The organism is Virgibacillus sp. 6R, from assembly GCF_001895305.1.
In the GTDB taxonomy this organism is placed as follows: domain Bacteria; phylum Bacillota; class Bacilli; order Bacillales; family Amphibacillaceae; genus Virgibacillus; species Virgibacillus pantothenticus.
The window spans coordinates 2,644,115-2,662,310 of sequence record NZ_CP017762.1 but is presented as its reverse complement, the minus strand read 5'-3'; the positions used below and the strand labels follow the sequence as shown (position 1 = coordinate 2,662,310).

Here is an 18,196-nt window from a genome sequence, read left to right as displayed (position 1 = left end):
TTAGAAAAACTTGGCTTGTCGCCAAGTTTATGGCGGAAGCTTTTGTTTTTCTTATACTATAAACCAAAAAAATCTTATACTTTCCTATAGTGGAACAAAGGCTCGGAGCGCCCGTTTAGCAACGTAGCGAATGGAACGAATCAACTGAGATAAAGGAATCATGCCACTAAAACAGGGGTATGCCGACATATGGGCGGCAAGCCCGTTTTAAGTCGGCCTTCCTCTTTGCGACGAACCGATGAGGACTTATCGTAGGGCGCATTTCTGAAGTCGCATCGTTGCTGGGCTCATGCGCCGGACGTGACTATTCGGTTATTTCCTTATCCAAAGCACCTCATTTTATACTTTTGTATGAAAAAACAACTCTATTTAACTTATCTAACTCATTTATTTTAGACAGTATTTTAAGAATCTAAACATTATAAAGCAAAAGTTTTTTCATGATAGATGGTGGCTCGCGCTCTAGGCAAGCCATGCTGGTTTCTTACCTTATAAAAAAGGCAACTTTTATGAGTCTTGGTTTTTCTCTCATCAGTTGCCTTTATTGCTTTGGAGCGGCTTGTTTTTGCTAATTATTCGTATGGTTATTCACTGCTGCACCTTGTTTTTGCTGCTTTTTTTGCTGTCTGCGTTTTTTTAACCAATCATACCCCGTTGTAAAAGAACCATATAAGCTCCCGGATTTCTTTTTACCCATAGGATCACTTCCATTGTCGGACTTGTTCTTTAATGACTCTGTCACTTGTACGAGTGAGGAGGAAAATTTGCGCGTCACATTTCCCACATCTCCTACTACATAAAACAATGGGCTAAGCTGCTTCATCTTATCGTTGATATCCTCTAACGTATGATTGCTTTCTTTAATCAGCCCTGTTGTTTCTTTAACCATTGCGTTCATTTGATCTGGTACTTGCTCGACTGTTTTTTCAACACCTCGAAGAACACCTGCCAAGTTATTTAGAGCATATGACACGAATATGGCCGCAATAAAAAATGCAATGCCAATTAATAATACACCAATTTCTAATAACATCCTTATCCCTCTTTTCCTGTTTGATCGATTGAATCACTTGTTTTTTTTGCAGCTGTATTTGCTCCTTTCCATTGCTTATATAAATAAGAAGCTGCTGCTGACCAACGTATCCCTTCCACATAAAGTTTTGTTTCTTCTTCTAATTCATTACTCGTTAATGTTGGCTTTGTTTTTTGTATAGCCTGATTAATATGATTGACAGAGTGTCCCAAATTTTCAGCGGTGTCAAATAAGGAATCCGTGGCTTGTAATTTTTCCCCTATATCATCTACCGTTACTTGGGTTTGATGTAGTGTGTTTTGTAGCTCCGGTATCGTTTGTTGCATATCTGTTTCAACTTGTCCTAAAGTGCTCCCTGCTGTTCTTAATAATTTGGTGAAACGATGTAATACGATAACAATAAAAACAACTGTCAGCGCAAAAGCAACAGCTATTATTAATAATGTCAAATATAAAACGTCTTCCACTTAAAATTTCCCCCTTTCTTTATAATGCATTATACCACTGGCAAGATAGATTGAAACGCTATTTGTTTCCTGCTTATCACCTTTACAAACGGTGGATTAGTCTACTGCGATAAAGGGTATGGGAGAATAAAGCAACTTTAGCCTGGAGGAAATTCTATGACTACCATCAAAAAATATGTTCATTTATTTTTAGAAAAATTTCAATCCGACCAAGTTCCTTTATTAGCAGCAGCATTAGCTTATTATTTCCTATTATCCATTGTTCCCCTTTTTTTAGTAGGATTTGCATTAGTCCCCTATTTTCCAATTAACTCGGAGGATGCCATTGCTTTTATTAACAGCGTTCTGCCAAATGAACTTGCCGTGTTATTGGAAGAAAATATTGTCAGTCTTGTCGAAGTGCCACGCGGTGGTCTTCTAACGCTAGGAATCATCGGTGCTTTGTGGTCCTCATCTGCTGCCATGAACGCTTTTATCAAAGCAAGTAATGCAGCCTACGAGGTAGAAGAAACACGAAACATGCTGCTCGTTCGTCTCACTGCCTTAGGGCTTACCTTAAGTATGATTATTGCTTTCATTATCGCAATCATTATGCCACTATTCGGCAATCTCATTCTACAATTCCTTGAGACCTTCATCGGATTAACTGCTGCAATGGGATTATTTTTTCAAGTTTTACGATGGGCGCTCAGCATAACCGTGTTGACAGGTTTTCTGGTTATTTTATATCGTTTTGCTCCTAATAAACGACTGCCGATTAAGCATATTCTTCCTGGAGCAATTACTGCAAGTATTCTTTGGCAGCTGATCTCATTCGGATTCTCTTTCTATATTAGCAATTTCAGTAACTATTCTGCAACTTATGGCAGTCTTGGTGGTATTATTATTCTGCTTATTTGGTTTTATTTAACTGGAATGATTTTCATGAGCGGAGCGATTATTAACGTTCTATACAACGCTAAACAATCAAAAGCACTAGAAAATGATCTGCATAGAGCCTCTTCTTGACATAAACCTCTTGTCAAAATAACTTGTGTTCATTTCATCCATAAATCTTTCAATTAGCGAAGAAAACCCCACGGATGGTTCAATAAATAATTCAAGTATATGACTTGCGGTTGGACCCTCCGCTTTACTCTACTAGATTTCGCTTCGCAGTATGAAAAGGCGGGTCTCACTCTAGTTATATACGGGATAATGTGCACTATTTTAAATTTGTACTTTTTAAAATGGATCTAGCTACTTCATATGCGTCTCCTAAAAAAGCTCATTCGTCATTTCTATTTCTTTTTACATTCGCCATAGCTTATAAGAATACACAAAAGTGGCTTGTTTTTTTGACTCCTAGAACTCGCCTTTTCATGCTTGACTTTTCAGTATTTTAATGATACTTTTATCTGGTAAATAATGAATTATATAGGAGTTGTCTTGATGTCGGTTTTGGTTCTTAACTAATTAATTGTATATGGTTTGTTCTGCATTTTTTGTCAATACCCCACTTTCTTGAGGGTTTATTTGGCTTGGGAAAAAAGCAGACTGCCAATTAAGTTAAGAACACTACGATCATCCATTAAATTTATGACTATTAACTTAGCTGTTTATATTTGCGGTTTTTTCTGTATTCAGAAACCATTTTGAAGCTAGAAAATCCCATTTATAGTCTATATCCTAACAGGACAGAAGATGAACGAAATGTTCAAATTCTGTCCTTTTTTGTTTAAATAAAAGCATCATTGGATGACGTTGTGCTCTTACATTTCGAATAAAACTTTATCATACCGATGGAAAGAGTGATTCCGTGAAAAATTATATAGAGAAGGCAAATACAAATTTAAATCTTCAAGAAGGAGCCAAGGTAATTGAACAGCTACTGATTGAGTGTTATATAAATCCAGGAATTTCAACAAAAAAATTGGCACGAAAAATGCTTCTTCCCGTCCCAATTGCTGTTGCCATTAAGAAAGAGTTCATAAAAGCAGGTCTTCTTATGCAAGATCGTGGTGTGCGTTGTACCCGTGAAGGGATAATATACATTGAAAATGAATTGGGGTATGGTGGGTTAGATAAGAGCTTGTACCAGAAATTAATGAACAGCCAAACCGATTGGAAAACAGAGCTTGCTGATTTATTATCAGTACTTACACAACTCTTTCAAATGCGACCGGAAGTAAATGTACAAATTGATCAGTCGAAATGCACTCCCGCAACCAGCTTACATCGAGCAATCCTTTGTCTAAGGGAGCATTCATTAATTGGCAAAACCATTATATGTATTGGTGATGACGATCTAGTGAGTGTGTCACTCGGTTTACTACTAAAACGTCTGTTCCCTTTAAAAAGCCCTAACACGAAAATTACAGTTGTAGATATCGATGAAAGGTTTTTAAACTATATTCAAGATATAATAAAGCAGGAGAAGCTGCCAATCAACTGTCACCAAATTGATTTGCGTCAAGCGCTGTCTGAGACGTTGCACGGGAAATTCGATTGCGTTTTTACAGATCCACCTTACACCCTACAAGGAATGGCATTATTTGTTTCCCGTGGTATAGAAGCAATAAAACAAGAAAAAAGTTTACCCATATTTTTATCATATGCTCATAAATCTCCTGACTTTATGCTATCCATGCAACGTGAATTTATACACATGGGGTTATCCATCAAAGAGGTGATTTTACATTTTAATGAGTATGAAGGCGCACAAATGATTGGTAATAAAGGGCAAATGATCATACTAAAAACAACAGAAGCTGCAAAGCCAATTATCTCAGGGGATTATAAAGATGCCATTTATACCGGAGAAGTAAAACAAATTTTACGAACGTATGAGTGTAAACAGTGTCATCATTCCATACTTGTTGGCATTCGGGGTGATTTCTCAACTATAGAGGAACTGAAGAACAAAGGTTGTCCCATTTGCAATAGGAATAAATTTCGCTTAATTAAAAGGAAAAAAATGGGATAGGAACAATAAGCTACGATAAGCCTTATGCATAAACTGGAAATGTAAGAAAAACATAGGTGTTTTCACATAGTTAATATGCACCAATCACAGTTTGGGATATAAAAGTATTTAATGAAATAAGATCCGAAAAAGGTACTGCACCCCGAAAGTTAGAGTTAAAAATCTAACTTTCGGGGTATTTTTGTATGGCAAAGTATAATGAAAAATTCAAGTTAACTATCGTAAAAGAATATCTAGAAGGTACTCTAGGCTATAATTTGTTAGCCAAAAACTTGCTAATCCTAACTAAGTGAGAGATACCGGTATCTAAATGCCCGATTCCTTTAGGTCATACCATTACGGCACTAATAATCAGTGGTGGATGAAAGAATCCCCACTGATTGAAGTTTTACTTTATTGTTCGTTTTTTTAATCAGCTGTTTTTCCCTAGCTTTTTATCTGCTTACTATCCCCGTCACGAAAAACTCAAACCAATTCATACCCTTTGGCGACATCGTTCTCTTGAATCCATTCTCCCATTTTAAAGGTGTAATAAATGCAGCTTGTGAACGTAACTGGCTTTCCGGCTGTAAAGCTACTTTATCTCCTATATCTAGTCCTGATGTTATTTCAATCCTGTCTCCTTCCTCAATACCTGTCGTTAGTTGCTGACGTATAACCTTACCACTTTCCGTCATCTTCCAAGCATCTTTTTGAAAGATCGCTGCTTCGTTTAGTACAGGAGCTTCTTCTGAAGTATCTGTTATGATGTCTATATCCACATGATATCCTGATAACAATTCTCTTTCTGTCGCAGATTGAAGCTGCTCTTGGTCTTCCATTTTCTTATCCTTTGTTTTTTTATCCTGTTCATTATCTTCCGTTTCGTCTGCACTATCCCTAGCTGCATCTTGTTCATTAGCCCTCTTTAGCTCAATGATAAACGGATAGATACTGGAGGTTTTTGCAGCAGCTTCTTCCTTTGGTGTTTCACTCACTTGTGTTACTGTTCCAGTTAATGACTTGTTCAACTCCATAACCTCCATATCGACAGGTAGGTTCTTTTTAACATAAACTCTTTCTTGTTCCGTTAGTTCCCCCGCCACATGCAATTCCGTACCAGAAACAGTGATAATTGGATCATTTAATTGTTCCGAAAGCTGCGTTATTATCCCTTCATATGGACTTTCAACTGTAATCGTATCACCCGTTTCCTCAAGCTCAGCTAATTGCCTGTCCACACTCGCCAATGCAGCTTGCTTCTGTGCTGCTTCTTTTTCCTTTTCCAACAAAAACTGCTGCTTTACTAAATTTGCCTGAACAGGGTCTTGGGGAATCGTAATTTTAAGCACTTCCTCTGTCCATTCCAGACCCGCATCCGCTTCTAAATTAACTTCAGGTATTTGCAACGCTGTCATTTGCGTCATTGCTTGTTCAACGGCTGCTAGTTCTTCTTCCAACTGAGTTCTCTTTTCCAGCAATTTGGACATTGCTTCTTGATAACGAGCTACTTTATAGGAAAATAGCGCATCACCAGCTTGCACCGAACTCCCTTCTTCCACTGCAAAAGCTTCAAAGCTCCCAGTTGATGGATCAAAATATACGTGATTTTCTTGTGCAGATGCTAACACACCTGTAGTATGTATTTTCTTTTCCAAATCAGATTGAAAAACCGCTGTCCAATGAGAAACATATGCAATGCGGTCTACTTTCCCATCATCATCCATATAAACCAAGAGAATATTCACACCGATAAATAAGGCAACAGCAATCATTTGCAATCGCTTTCTTGTTTTTGACATTAATGAAACCACCCATTTAGTAAGTATTGATCCGCAAATGCCAGCACAGAGGCCATAGCCCAATAAAACACGTGCAGTCCAATCACCATGAGCCATAACCAAAGCTTCTTTATTTCACAGAAAAAACCTAAATACTTCACTTGAAACCCGATAATCCAAATTTGAAATAACGAAATCATTCCAAAAAAATAAGTGAAATAAACATGTTCTGTAAGATAAGAAGCAATAATCCCGAATGATAGCGGGGAAACGTACCAATCCAGTCCATTCCACATAGCAAGCGGAATCCAAGTCAAACGTTCTACTAAAATAACGAGTAAAACCACTTGTTGCATCATCACTATTTTGCGATAAGGTATCCCGGTAACAGCATAGTAGAATAATGATGGGACAAATAAAACTAATCCTGCAAACAAAGCAGCATATCCCATTCTGCCAACCATAAACCAAAACTTCTGCTGCTCATATTCCAATGGATTGAGCTTTGCTATATTCGGTGAAAGAATTGCGGTACCCATCCCTATATAAGCCATTAAGCCATATAACAAAATCGTACAAACTATTAAAACGCCAATACCCTTCCAGAAGTTCCGAATTCTTTCTGCATGTTTTATTTGCAATAAATGGTCTTCCATTGAAAAAAGAAACTTAAACACATTGTTTTGATACGACATCCCCAACAACCCTTTTCCAAAATTACCATATTAAATGTAGAAATATTGCTTCAATTTTATCGCACAATGACTTAAAAATCTATTAATTTTGTAAATTATTGACTACGATCTATTACATACAGTTTTCTCTTCTGCGAAAAAAGGAGCTTTTCGCCAACGAAATACTTGGACAACTCCTTTATAATGTGAAAATACCTACTTAATTTAATAAATGTAAGGCTGTAATTAGCTGATAAGCATGATCATTGTTTTTTTCAAAGTGTGTTTGATTCTTCGTGAACCTCCCCGATTCCCTGACGTCGGCGCTCTGATTGGCAGCAGAAATACTTGCTTCTAAAGCAAGCATACTTGAGCATCCGCCAGAATGCTCGTTCAAGGGCGAACATGCTCAAGCTCATCGTAAAATCGGTCGTTTCCGAGCTACAGCCACGCGATTTCCACTCAACCTTGGTCGATTATATGACTACAGCCATCAAATCAAGGGACGACCAGGTTATCATGCGCACGCGATCTAAAGCGTCTTTAAAAGCAACTTTTTTATAAGTGGTGCAAAATGATTGGGCAGCTCTGCTACGTTTGGAACAAGTATCCTTTCCCTTCCATAAATATTTTGCATCAATTGATCCTCAAGCTCATCAATCTCTCCGTCGGCCAGAAACGTACCAATTACTTCTATTCCTTGCTTCCTTGCCTCTATTACTGCTAAATTCGTATCCACAATTCCATTTTGATTATAGTTTGCAGCGGCTGGCTCTCCGTCTGAAAAAACAAGTAAAAATTTATTCTTTTCTCGTCTGGCGGCAAGCTCCTCCGTGGCTACACGAATACTAAACCCATCGCGATTATCCTCTTGGGGTTCAAGTTGCATTATCTTAGGACCGTTAAATGCATAAAAAGAGTCCGTAAAAGAATGAATCACATGAAAATAGTTTGGTTGATAATGCTCCTTCACTTCCATTGCATCTTCCCAAAAACCAATAATGGAATGAGGAATATGAAAAGCTTTTAATACTTCGTGAAACAACACAATTCCACGCTTTGTTTCCTCCATTTTCCCATACATGGAAGCCGAACAATCAACTAATAACGTAAATGCGGCATCAAACTCCTTTGCCTCCTCGTTCTTTTTATAGAAAATTCGCGGTTTCTCATCAAGGAAAATGGGCAACAGTTTTCTAGATAAACGTCCAGCCATAATATCTTTTCTAGGAGCGTTCTGTTTATGCTCCAACGCCTTTTTTAGTATATTTGCCAGCTTTCGCTTATATGGCTCGACATCATCCACATATTTATCATATAGGGATAAGTCTGATTCTGTTGGGGTTACAGTTCGTTTAATCAGCTTTACTGCATCTTTATTCTCTTCTCCATATTTATCTTGATCGCGTTTCCCTTGCTTATTTTCCTGCTTATCTAGTGACTCTAGATCCGAGTAATCTTTGTTTTTGGTTTGACCTGAAGCCCCATGTATCGTTCCCATAGCTTGATCGCCATCTTCTGTTTCCCTTGCCCCACTTCCCTTCATATTGGTTTTCGTTCCAACCTCTAGTTCAAACTGCAGAAAAGTTTGCTTGCGGTTGCTGTTCTCGTTTTCTCTGTGCCATGTCGAAAACGTTTCGTCAATATATTCGTTTTTGTCTTCATCCAGCTCTTCTTTGTCGTCATTTTCCAATGGGTCCGTTCGAGTTAATTCATCAAATAATGTATTTTTGGAAAAAGCATCGACATGGCTGATTGGAAGTACAAAATAATCGTGAAGCATGTCGATATAATTATTAGCCGACAATTCTTTCAGGATGTCGAGCGAAATTCGCGCAATATCGCGCGTGTTTTTCGCTTCAAAGACTGCAAATAAATATGGGGCAAGCTTTTCGAGTTGTTCAAGCTGCTTAAAGGTCGCTCTTGGAAAACTCGGCTCTGCAACATCAGACTGGATGCGCAAATAAATTAAACAGAATAATTCATCAAGAGCAAGCCCCCTCGTTACATGGGCAGCACGGTCATTGTCAAATTGATGCTTTAAATAGCGTTTTCTTATAGCAAATTCCTCCCTCGTGCCAGGGCGCTCCTGCTTAATTCTCTCCTCGAGCCGTATATCTTCTAATAAAGCAAATAATTGTCCACCAAATTTAGACAATGACAAACCGCTTAATGTCTCTACGTATTGTTGCATTGCCTGTACATTTGTATAAAAGAGCGAGCCGATTGTTCGTAAGTAAATATCTGTTTTCAAGCCGGCTACTTGATATTCCCTTTTTGCAGTATCCCAAGTTCTGCTTGCAGTTACTTCTCGATCGACTAGGTCAATATACGAACCAAACCGATAGATAAATTTGAGATCGGGGATTCCTGATAAAACAGCAGCCAAGTCTTGTAACTGACGAAATAAATCGGTGTCTATGGTGTTATGATGAAATCGATACATCATCCATACTCCTAACTAAATAATGTTTCCGCTAAACTCATGATAAATTCCCGTTCACGATCTTCATCCAATTTATCAGCGATCGCCCGTTGAATAGCACGTCTAGCAGGTATATGTTTACTTAAATCGCAAGCATCTAATAAGGCACGAATAGAAGCTCCATCCTCTGCAATTTTCCCTTGAGCTACCGCTTGAATAAGATCATTGGACAATTTTACAAATAAATCAACCACCGTCTCGTCAGTCAGCTGTGTATTACGGAAAATTAACTGCTTTAGTTGCTCTCCTTGAATATAAGGAATTTCAATAACAATAAATCTGTTTTTTAGTGCCTCATTTAATGGAACAGTACCTACATAACCTTCATTAATTGCAGCAATAACGTTAAATCCAGTACTTGCAGTAACAATCTCATTTGTAAAAGGATTCGTAATCGAACGTCGGTAGTCAAGCACGCCATTTATAATTGGAAGTGTCTCTGGCTTTGCCATATTAATTTCATCGATATATAAAAAAGTTCCATGCTCCATCGCATTTATCACCGGACCAGGGATAAATTCGATCACTTGCTTTTCTCCCTCATAATTAAGTGTTTTAAAGCCAAGCAAGCTTTCTGCATCTATATCAACCGAGGAGTTGATGCTAAACATGGGCTGTTGAAACAGATTGGATAATGTCTCAGCAAACTTTGTTTTCCCGGCTCCAGTTGGACCTTTTAGTAAAATGTTTTTTCCCAATAAAAGAGCTGTGATAGCATCAGTGACTATTTCCTTATTCGGCGGCATATAGCCACCTTTCCTGATTAATGCTGTATAAGTTGTGGTATTTGTTTGGTAATGTTGTAATTGCTCTTTTATGCTTTCTGGTAGTTCGTCTTTGATTTGCATACGTATAAATGCTCCTTTCAGGGTTATTGTACCCTGTTTGAATGATTTACAAAAGTTAGCTGTTTCATATGGCAAGGCAATTTCTTTAAAATGGATTAGGATAAAAATCGATAACATGGAAGTTTGCACATATTTTTAACAAGCTGAATAATATAAAGGAACAGCCATCACACCAAAACAGAGCACAATCTACTTTATTAAGATTGTGCTCGGATTATATAAATTCTAATTTTTACTCTTGTTCTGCTACTTTCACCAGTTGCTTCCCGATGTTCTCACCTGTAAATAAGCCGATAAACGCATCAGGAATTGATTCAAACCCTTCTCTTATAGTCTCTTCATATTTTAACTCTCCACTGGCTATTGCTTCTCCTAATTCTTCATATGCTTCCTTAAAGTGATCCGCATAATCCCCTACTAAAAAACCTTGCATTTTGGCCCTAGCTTTAATCAAATATGTCTGTACTCGAATGCCGATATCATATTCTCCTGCTTCTAAATTATAAGAAGAAATGGCACCACATACTGGTACACGTGCAAATGTATTTAATAACGGCCATACAGCGTCGGAAATTTCTCCACCAACGTTTTCAAAGTATATATCGATCCCATTTGGACAAGCTTCCTTCAATTGCCGGGGCACATCTCCATGCTTGTATTCAATCGCATGATCATAGCCTAATGTTTTAGTAATATAGTTCGCTTTTTCCTTGGAACCAACAATCCCTATTACGTGAGCGCCTGCTCTCTTAGCCAGCTGCCCTGCCACTTGACCGACTGCCCCCGCTGCGCCTGAAATGACTACTGTTTCCCCTTGTTTTGGTTCGCCAATATGCATCATGCCAAAGTAAGCTGTCAACCCCGGCATTCCTAAAGGTCCAAGAGCAACACTTGGACGTAAGCCAAATGTATTTACCTTCCGTACTTGATTGGCCTCAACCACATGATACTCTTGAAAGTTCAGCATTCCAGTGACAATATCACCTTGTTGGAATTGCTCACTTTTTGAAGTGACAACTTGAGCCACGACACCACCGCTTAGCGGCTCTCCGATTTGGAACGGCTCTATATACGAAGGACCATCTGCCATTCTCCCGCGCATATATGGATCAACGGAAATATATAGTGTTTTTAGCAATAACTGCTCATGACCAGGATTCTCTACGTTAATCTCTTTAAATGCAAACGTATCAGCATTCGGCAATCCATTAGGGCGTTCGTTTAAAACTAGCTGTTGTTGTTTCATTATATTCCTCCTCTGCAATTTTTTAGAAAAACTTGGCTTGTCGCCAAGTCTTATGGCGGAAGCCTGTGTTTTTCTTATACTATAAACCAAAAAAATCTTATACTTTCTTATCTTTTTAGAAAATACATAATTTAGTTTTATGCTGTAACAAATCATTAAAAGATGATTTGCTTTCAAGCATGGACGTGTTTCTTATGCATTACCCGTTTTAAACAATGCTAACACGGCGAATTTATTTGTGCTACTATAAAGTGAATCTTTAATCAGTGACGAGGGTTTTCTTTCATGCCCCGCTGATTGTTAGTACCTCAAGGGTATGACCTAAAGACCTCTAAACAAATCGGGCATTTAGGTGCTGTTATCTCCCTCTTAGTCCTGTTGAAGTACAGATTATCCAACTCCTGGAGTGGGGGTCTTACAGCACATTATGCGGGATATAATTTTCGAGATAATAAAATAAACCCCTTGCTGCGTACACCAACAAGGAGTTTATTTGTTTGCATAATGGATTATTTTTACTAGAAATGCATGTTTAAAAAACACCGAAATCAGCTAAGAGTTTTTGAACATCCTTTGGCCACCAAACTAATCATTTATAAAAGGAAGCACCTTCACCCCGCTTCTCCAACCTATTGTCTGATACTTTACCCAGAGAAATATTTTAACTTAATCTTGACCGTATGTCCTTAATTGCCCGTACGTATCAAATTTTTCAACAACCTCTTCAAGTGCTTCATCTGATAAAAGGACTGGCTTACCTATACTACGTGCACGGTAGTACAGCTTTGCAATAAATTCAATATCTTTCGCAACTGAAAAAGACGCAGGTAAATCTTCGCCAACTGCAATAACACCGTGATTGCCAAGAAGCAAACCTTTATCATTTCCTATCGTTTGAAAAACTTCTTCCGCTAATTCATACGTGCCGAACGTTTTATAATCACAGCAGCGAATTTTATTGCCCACTGATCCAATGATATAATGTAGCGGCAAGATCTCCTCATGTAAACAAGCAAATACGGTCGCATACTCCGAATGGGTGTGCACCACCGAGTTCACATGGGCTGTCCGTTGATAAAAAATGCGGTGCATATCGTACTCACTGGAAGGCTTACGATTGCCTTCCAACACCTCACCTTCAAGATTTAGTAGTACGATATCTTCTTCTTTAATATCAGGATAAGGAATACCGCTTGGTGAAATCAGCATCACTTGATCTTCGCGAATAAATATACTAATATTTCCGCCGGTTCCAGTCGTTAGCTTCTCTTCTAATAGTTTCTTTCCATATTCCACAATCTGTTTCCGTTTTTCAACATATTTCATTGTATTATCCTCACTCATTATAGTTTTCTCACATGATCACATAGTGAATCTTCCATCAGTGGGGGTTTTACTTCCGCAACTGATTAGTATAGTACGCAAGAGTATGACCTAAAGACCTGAACAGAATTTGGCAATCGACTTGCCAGTTAGATCCTCCACTTCTAATGCTTTAGCTTTACGCGTAGAATAAAATCAGATGTCTTACTGCCAGTTATTTGCGGGAAAACTCATCCTGTGATCCTGGTCATCCATCCTTTCCAAAGATGATTATGGCAAAAGATATGACTCATTATTCTTATTCTTATATGGATTGCTTTTTAATAAAAACGGGTCTGCTCCTCAGAAAAATATGTAGCTAAATCATAAGGAGAATAGACACCTTTATCTGTCACAATTCCGCTTATTCGCGATGGGCTAGTAATATCAAAAGACGGATAGATAGCTTGAACTCCTGTTAATGTATTGGGGATTCCCCGATACGCTAACACTTGTTTTGGATCGCGTTCTTCAATCACAATATCTTCCTTCGTCTGCTTATCTGTATCTGGAATCCCTGTAACATAGTAAGGAACTTCATAATGTTGACCGACAATAGCAATTTGATTGGTACCAATTTTATTGGCTATATGACCATCCCTTGCGATCGAATCAGCTGCTGACGTAAACACATCAATATGTTTATATTCCATTACATAGGCTACCATGTTATCAGTAATAACCGTTGTTGGAAAGCCTAAATCAATTGCACAGCTGGAAGTTAAACGTGCACCTTGCAAATAGGGACGTGTTTCTGCACAAAAAATCTCCAAATCTTTATTTTCTGATCTCGCAGCTCGCAGGAAGGTGCCGACTATAGTTTCTCCGAAGCATTGTGTTAAGACCTTTCCGTTATGAGGCATCAACTTGATTAAATGCTTACCCACTTGATCCATAATCGAATACCGGCGATTCAAAGAATCTACCGTTGATAGAAAAATAGCTTCAATCGGGTCCTCACCCTTTGCTAATGCCGCTTTTCCTACCTCGAAGCAGCCCTTTGTGATTTTTCCCATTCGATTGGCAGTGGTTGGTCGAGCACAAGCAAGCGTGTGAGCTGCTTTTTCCAAAAAAGCTACTTGCTCTGCTTCTTTTTTCCCACGCGTTTCGTAAGCTGCTAACGCCATGCCCATACCAGCTGCAGTATATGGTCCGGCGCTTTGCGTCACCATATCTGTAATCGCCTGGGCAACCTCTTGGTGAGTCGTGCATTCGACAAACCGCACTTCTGTTGGATAAATCCGGCGATCTAATATTCTTACTTTGCCATTCTCATACCAAGCTACATTCTCATATGTTAATAAAAATGGCAAATCATAATCAGCACGTTGCATCTTCAACAACCTCCTAAAGTCGTAGTTAAGCCATTATCATATTAAAACGGCGGACTAATTCCGTACCTGTTACTATCTCTTTCCGTTGTGTAATTAATTCTATTCCCATCTTAAGCAGTGCACGTTCCATAGCAATACGCTCCTCTCCAATCGGCGCTTCTGACACTTCTTTTACTTTGGAATCACCGATGACACGACGAATGATTTCTGTTCCTGCATATCCTAAAGAATCAGCCATCACTTCAGCTAGGTAAGACGCCTTAAATGTTGCATTTGTATAGATTGGCAACGTTACTCGCTCATTATAAACAGCTGTAAGTTTATCCTTTACCTGATCATAAACCTCAGCAATGGTAAGTTCTAACCATGCTTGAAACTGCTTATCTCCATTGTAATAATGAGCACGCGCTAATGGAAAGAATAAATTTCCAATGACGTTTCCGATATCGTAGCCCATTGGTCCATAGAAAGCAAACTCCGGATCAATGACTTTTATACCCTCTTGATTAATAAAAATCGAGCCAGAATGTAAATCTCCGTGTACTAAAGCTTGGGCATTGTTCATATACTTGTGTCGCAGTGTTGCCACATGACTGACTAATGCATCATTCTGATAAATATGTTCTTCTACAAACTGCTGGTTAGCTTCAATAATAATATTTTGGTCTTTGTAGTTATAATACGGCTCTGTAAACACAAGGTCTTCACTAATATCGCACATATCTACATTGGTAAAATTCTTAACCAGTTCTTTTTTCTCATGACGATCCCAGCATAAATCAGTTGTTGGCAATAGCGCCTTTGCTAAAAAGGTACTTATTTCTTCTGCGAAATTCGGAAAGATTTGTTCATTCATTAATTCATAACGTAAATTCTTAAACGCAGAGATATCCTCCATCGTTAGTGCGCTCATCGTTTCATGATAATTATAAATTTCCGGGATAAATTCCGGCACTAAGTCGTACTGTATTTTTAAAATATCTGCTTCAATTTTGTTTCGTGAAATATCCAGCGGACGACCAGAAGATCGCAGTAATACGTCCGCTTGTTTCACGACGACACTCTTTCCTGATTTTTCATCGACTACTTGAAACACATAATTAATATTACCATCGCCAATTTCACTTACCGTAAGTTTTGCATGATTAGAAAATAGCTCCAGCTCCTCCGTCACAAATTCTTTTACATCTTTATGGGACATTAAAAAATGCTGTGTAAATTTAGACATCGTACTCTCCTCCTGTTAACTTTTTTGATTGGCATATATATTTTTGAAAGCTTTAACGTACTCGTAAAATGGAATAACATTTCGTTCAAAGCCTCTAAGCTCTTTGACATGTCTTTTTCCCTAACACATGTTACTATTATTATATAAGCCGTTCTTTTATAACTGAATATAAAAGGTTTCATGGAGAAATACTCCTCATACCTTCCATGTGTAAAATATTCAAGGTACGAAAGAATATTCATTTTCGCTTTCGCTAACGAGGAACTTCCCGAAGCTAGGATAAGACGAGTCGGGCAACCGTCTTAGAAGAGAAGTTCCTGCGTATATCGATTGTTAAGCAATTCACATAACTAGTTAACCTTTACATCTTTCCCTTTTGGAAAACCTATTGCAATAGAAATTAACCCAACTACAATCATTAAAATAGAGTACCAATTGTACGGCATAATACTAACAGGTGATACTCCTGCCATTCCACCAATTACTAATAATTGCCCCGCATAAGGTAACAAACCATTAAAAGCAGAAGAGAATACATCTAACAAACTTGCTGTACGTGAACGCGAGATACCGAATTCATCAGATATATCTTTTGCTAATGGTCCTGCAGCTATAATCGAAATCGTGTTATTCGTAGTTGAAATATCCATTAGGCTAACAAGAGCTGCAATAGATAACTCTCCACCACGTGCTGTTTTCGTTTTTCTAGTAAGTGTATGAAGAAGCCAATCAATTCCTCCGAGATATTTCATCAATGCGACGAGTCCACCAACCAAAATAGCAATAATAGCCATATCTTCCATGCCCCTCATGCCATCATGAGCAATCTTCATGAACTCAATAATCGTAAAATCTCCATGGTATAAACCAATGAACATACCTGCAAAAATTCCTGTAACCATCACTGTAATTACTTGAATACCTATTAATGACAAAACAATAACTAGCAGATACGGAATAATGTTTATCAAGTTGTATTCATAAGAACCAGAGATTGAAACAGTATCAATAGGAACAAAAACCAATAATATTAAATTAATTACTACCGCCGGCAAAACCATTAAAACATTTGCTTTGAATTTATCTTTCATAGATATTTCTTGCGTACGGGTTGCAGCAATAGTTGTATCAGAAATAAAAGACAAGTTATCGCCAAACATGGCAGCCCCTACAACAATCCCACATACCAGCGCTATATTACATCCGGTTTTATCAGCTATATCAATCGCTAGTGGTGCCAAAGCCGCTACCGTTCCCATGGACGTTCCCATGGAGAAGCTGAGTACACAACCGATTATAAACAAACCTGGTAAAATTAAATTAGATGGCAAAACACTTAAACCTAAATTTGTAACTGAATCAACAGCATTCATTCCACTTGCTACACCATGAAATGCCCCAGCTAAAATAAAGATAATAACCATTAAGATCAATGTGTGATCGCCGCCACCTTTACAAAACATCGTCACACGCTCTTCAAGCTTTGTTGGGTTGTCTTTATTCGACATCATTAATGCAATGCCTGAGGCAATTAATATTCCAATCATTAATGGCATATTTTCGAAATTACCTGAGACCAAACCAGTTAACATATATAAAGCCAAAAAGATGATTAGCGGAACAAGCCCCATAAATTTCCCTTTATTGGAAGTTTTGTTTTTTTCTTCGTTTTTCTGCATTAGGATTCTCCTCTTATCTAAGATAGTTAGAAAACACGACTCCCCCCAACCTTAAATAAACCTTTACTCCTTTCCGTTATATTTATTTATGAAACTTTATGTATACGCTCCCAACGGAATTAATCATAAGCGAGATAAAACAGATTGTCAATACTTTTCAAAGAAGTTCAAAATAATTTAGTTTGGTTTATTTGGAATTTGTTTGCAAAAAGTTTGAAATTATGCTTTGTTTTATTTACTTTTAACTTATTTTGTGATAAGGTGCAAGTAGTAAATCGTAAAGGAAAGATTCTTTTGATGAAATATGACAGATTACAAGAAATTTTAAAACAACTCAATAATACTGGTAGCGTAAAAGTGACAGATTTGAGCAAACGGTTAAATGTAACAGAAGAAACGATCCGCAAAGATTTAGCAACTTTAGAGAAAGAAAAAAAATTAAAGCGCGTTCGTGGTGGAGCCTACCAACCCAAAACGCTTGATAAAGAAGTACCTGTGTTATTAAGAGAAACGATGTTTAAAGAAGAAAAGCAAATTATGGCTAATAAATGTTTGAAATTTATTGAAGATGGAGATTCCATTGCTTTAGACAGTTCTACAACATCATTATCGATCGCAGCATTATTAAACAGGACCACATTAAAAATTACAGTGATTTCCAATTCATTAGATATTGCAAACGTCTTAAAAGATCATAAGTCCATTAAATTAATTATTATTGGCGGTAACTTTAGAAATGTAACCCATTCTTTTATTGGCGTAAATGCCCAGGCTGTTATATCCAGATACTTAATTGACAAAGCATTCATAAGTAGTTCAGGCATTAGTCTACACATTGGTCCAACGGATTACAGCGAAGAAGAATCACTGATTAGAAAACAGTTTCTACAGCAATCAGAGCAAAACTTTTTAGTTGTGGACCACACAAAATTTGATTTTAGAACCATTCATTTAATTGATGACTTTTCTCATATTTCTACAATTATTACCGATCAAAAGCCATCTAAGGAATGGATTGAATTCTTTCAAAGTAATAATATGCAATTAATTTATTAATCTCATTGATTCCTTTAATGATATACGTCTCCCAACAAATACTTATATGTTAAAGGAGT

The 18,196-nt window shown here is 37.7% G+C and carries 14 protein-coding genes; 3 read left to right on the top strand and 11 right to left on the bottom strand.

The annotated features are described in order from the left end of the window. Positions 1-568: 568 nt before the first annotated feature. Together BKP57_RS12060 and BKP57_RS12055 are read right to left on the bottom strand one after the other, a co-directional pair. The gene (locus BKP57_RS12060; protein ID WP_050349548.1) at positions 569-1,033 is read right to left on the bottom strand and encodes a DUF948 domain-containing protein; all 465 of its coding nucleotides are present in this window, start codon (positions 1,031-1,033) and stop codon (positions 569-571) included. Between the two features lie 2 nt (positions 1,034-1,035). Further along, complete coding sequence (locus tag BKP57_RS12055) at positions 1,036-1,500, bottom strand: DUF948 domain-containing protein (RefSeq protein WP_050349549.1); 465 nt, start codon at positions 1,498-1,500, stop codon at positions 1,036-1,038. A 156-nt stretch (positions 1,501-1,656) separates the two neighbouring features. Between BKP57_RS12055 and BKP57_RS12050 the strand changes: the two genes are divergently transcribed. Both BKP57_RS12050 and BKP57_RS12045 read left to right on the top strand, forming a co-directional pair. After that, a complete protein-coding gene (locus BKP57_RS12050) occupies positions 1,657-2,508 on the top strand; it encodes a YihY/virulence factor BrkB family protein (protein ID WP_050349550.1) in 852 nt (283 codons plus the stop codon). A 790-nt stretch (positions 2,509-3,298) separates the two neighbouring features. Further along, positions 3,299-4,465 carry a bis-aminopropyl spermidine synthase family protein gene (locus BKP57_RS12045; protein ID WP_050349551.1) on the top strand — a complete coding sequence of 389 codons (1,167 nt, stop codon included), beginning with the start codon at positions 3,299-3,301 and terminating at the stop codon, positions 4,463-4,465. 434 nt (positions 4,466-4,899) lie between these two features. Here BKP57_RS12045 and BKP57_RS12040 read toward each other — a convergent pair whose 3' ends face one another. The 9 genes from BKP57_RS12040 to BKP57_RS11995 all read right to left on the bottom strand — a co-directional run bounded on the left by BKP57_RS12040 (position 4,900) and on the right by BKP57_RS11995 (position 17,081). Continuing rightward, positions 4,900-6,246, bottom strand: a complete 1,347-nt coding sequence (locus BKP57_RS12040) for an efflux RND transporter periplasmic adaptor subunit (protein ID WP_050349552.1) — start codon at positions 6,244-6,246, stop codon at positions 4,900-4,902. After that, a complete protein-coding gene (locus BKP57_RS12035) occupies positions 6,246-6,920 on the bottom strand; it encodes a hypothetical protein (RefSeq protein ID WP_050349553.1) in 675 nt (224 codons plus the stop codon). Before BKP57_RS12035 ends, BKP57_RS12040 begins: the two co-directional genes overlap by 1 nt. Before the next feature lie 511 nt (positions 6,921-7,431). Next, positions 7,432-9,345: a vWA domain-containing protein gene (locus BKP57_RS12030; RefSeq protein ID WP_050349554.1), complete on the bottom strand. Its 1,914-nt coding sequence runs from the start codon at positions 9,343-9,345 to the stop codon at positions 7,432-7,434. Between the two features lie 11 nt (positions 9,346-9,356). Further along, complete coding sequence (locus BKP57_RS12025; protein ID WP_050349555.1) at positions 9,357-10,232, bottom strand: AAA family ATPase; 876 nt, start codon at positions 10,230-10,232, stop codon at positions 9,357-9,359. 232 nt (positions 10,233-10,464) lie between these two features. Beyond that, positions 10,465-11,478 (bottom strand): NADP-dependent oxidoreductase, encoded by a 1,014-nt coding sequence (locus BKP57_RS12020; RefSeq protein WP_050349556.1) that lies wholly within the window; start codon positions 11,476-11,478, stop codon positions 10,465-10,467. Between the two features lie 666 nt (positions 11,479-12,144). Then, on the bottom strand, positions 12,145-12,822 hold the full coding sequence (locus BKP57_RS12015; RefSeq protein ID WP_198034992.1) for an L-fuculose-phosphate aldolase: 678 nt from the start codon (positions 12,820-12,822) through the stop codon (positions 12,145-12,147). Positions 12,823-13,121: 299 nt separating this feature from the next. Then, complete coding sequence (locus BKP57_RS12010; RefSeq protein WP_050349558.1) at positions 13,122-14,174, bottom strand: s-methyl-5-thioribose-1-phosphate isomerase; 1,053 nt, start codon at positions 14,172-14,174, stop codon at positions 13,122-13,124. Positions 14,175-14,199: 25 nt separating this feature from the next. Next, the gene (gene mtnK, locus BKP57_RS12005; protein ID WP_072741577.1) at positions 14,200-15,402 is read right to left on the bottom strand and encodes an S-methyl-5-thioribose kinase; all 1,203 of its coding nucleotides are present in this window, start codon (positions 15,400-15,402) and stop codon (positions 14,200-14,202) included. A 350-nt stretch (positions 15,403-15,752) separates the two neighbouring features. Continuing rightward, the gene (locus tag BKP57_RS11995) at positions 15,753-17,081 is read right to left on the bottom strand and encodes a Na+/H+ antiporter NhaC family protein (RefSeq protein WP_050349561.1); all 1,329 of its coding nucleotides are present in this window, start codon (positions 17,079-17,081) and stop codon (positions 15,753-15,755) included. Between the two features lie 144 nt (positions 17,082-17,225). On the opposite strand from BKP57_RS11995, the gene BKP57_RS11990 reads away from it, so the two are divergent. After that, on the top strand, positions 17,226-18,137 hold the full coding sequence (locus tag BKP57_RS11990) for a DeoR/GlpR family DNA-binding transcription regulator (protein ID WP_082240817.1): 912 nt from the start codon (positions 17,226-17,228) through the stop codon (positions 18,135-18,137). Positions 18,138-18,196 lie beyond the last annotated feature (59 nt).

Coding starts and splice junctions, on each gene's coding strand:
- BKP57_RS12060 (WP_050349548.1), bottom strand. CDS start 1,033: ATGTTATTAGAAATTGGTGTATTATTAATTGGCATTGCATTTTTTATT.
- BKP57_RS12050 (WP_050349550.1), top strand. CDS start 1,657: ATGACTACCATCAAAAAATATGTTCATTTATTTTTAGAAAAATTTCAA.
- BKP57_RS12040 (WP_050349552.1), bottom strand. CDS start 6,246: ATGTCAAAAACAAGAAAGCGATTGCAAATGATTGCTGTTGCCTTATTT.
- BKP57_RS12035 (WP_050349553.1), bottom strand. CDS start 6,920: ATGTCGTATCAAAACAATGTGTTTAAGTTTCTTTTTTCAATGGAAGAC.
- BKP57_RS12030 (WP_050349554.1), bottom strand. CDS start 9,345: ATGTATCGATTTCATCATAACACCATAGACACCGATTTATTTCGTCAG.
- BKP57_RS12025 (WP_050349555.1), bottom strand. CDS start 10,232: ATGCAAATCAAAGACGAACTACCAGAAAGCATAAAAGAGCAATTACAA.
- BKP57_RS12020 (WP_050349556.1), bottom strand. CDS start 11,478: ATGAAACAACAACAGCTAGTTTTAAACGAACGCCCTAATGGATTGCCG.
- BKP57_RS12015 (WP_198034992.1), bottom strand. CDS start 12,822: ATGAGTGAGGATAATACAATGAAATATGTTGAAAAACGGAAACAGATT.
- BKP57_RS12010 (WP_050349558.1), bottom strand. CDS start 14,174: ATGCAACGTGCTGATTATGATTTGCCATTTTTATTAACATATGAGAAT.
- mtnK (WP_072741577.1), bottom strand. CDS start 15,402: ATGTCTAAATTTACACAGCATTTTTTAATGTCCCATAAAGATGTAAAA.
- BKP57_RS11995 (WP_050349561.1), bottom strand. CDS start 17,081: ATGCAGAAAAACGAAGAAAAAAACAAAACTTCCAATAAAGGGAAATTT.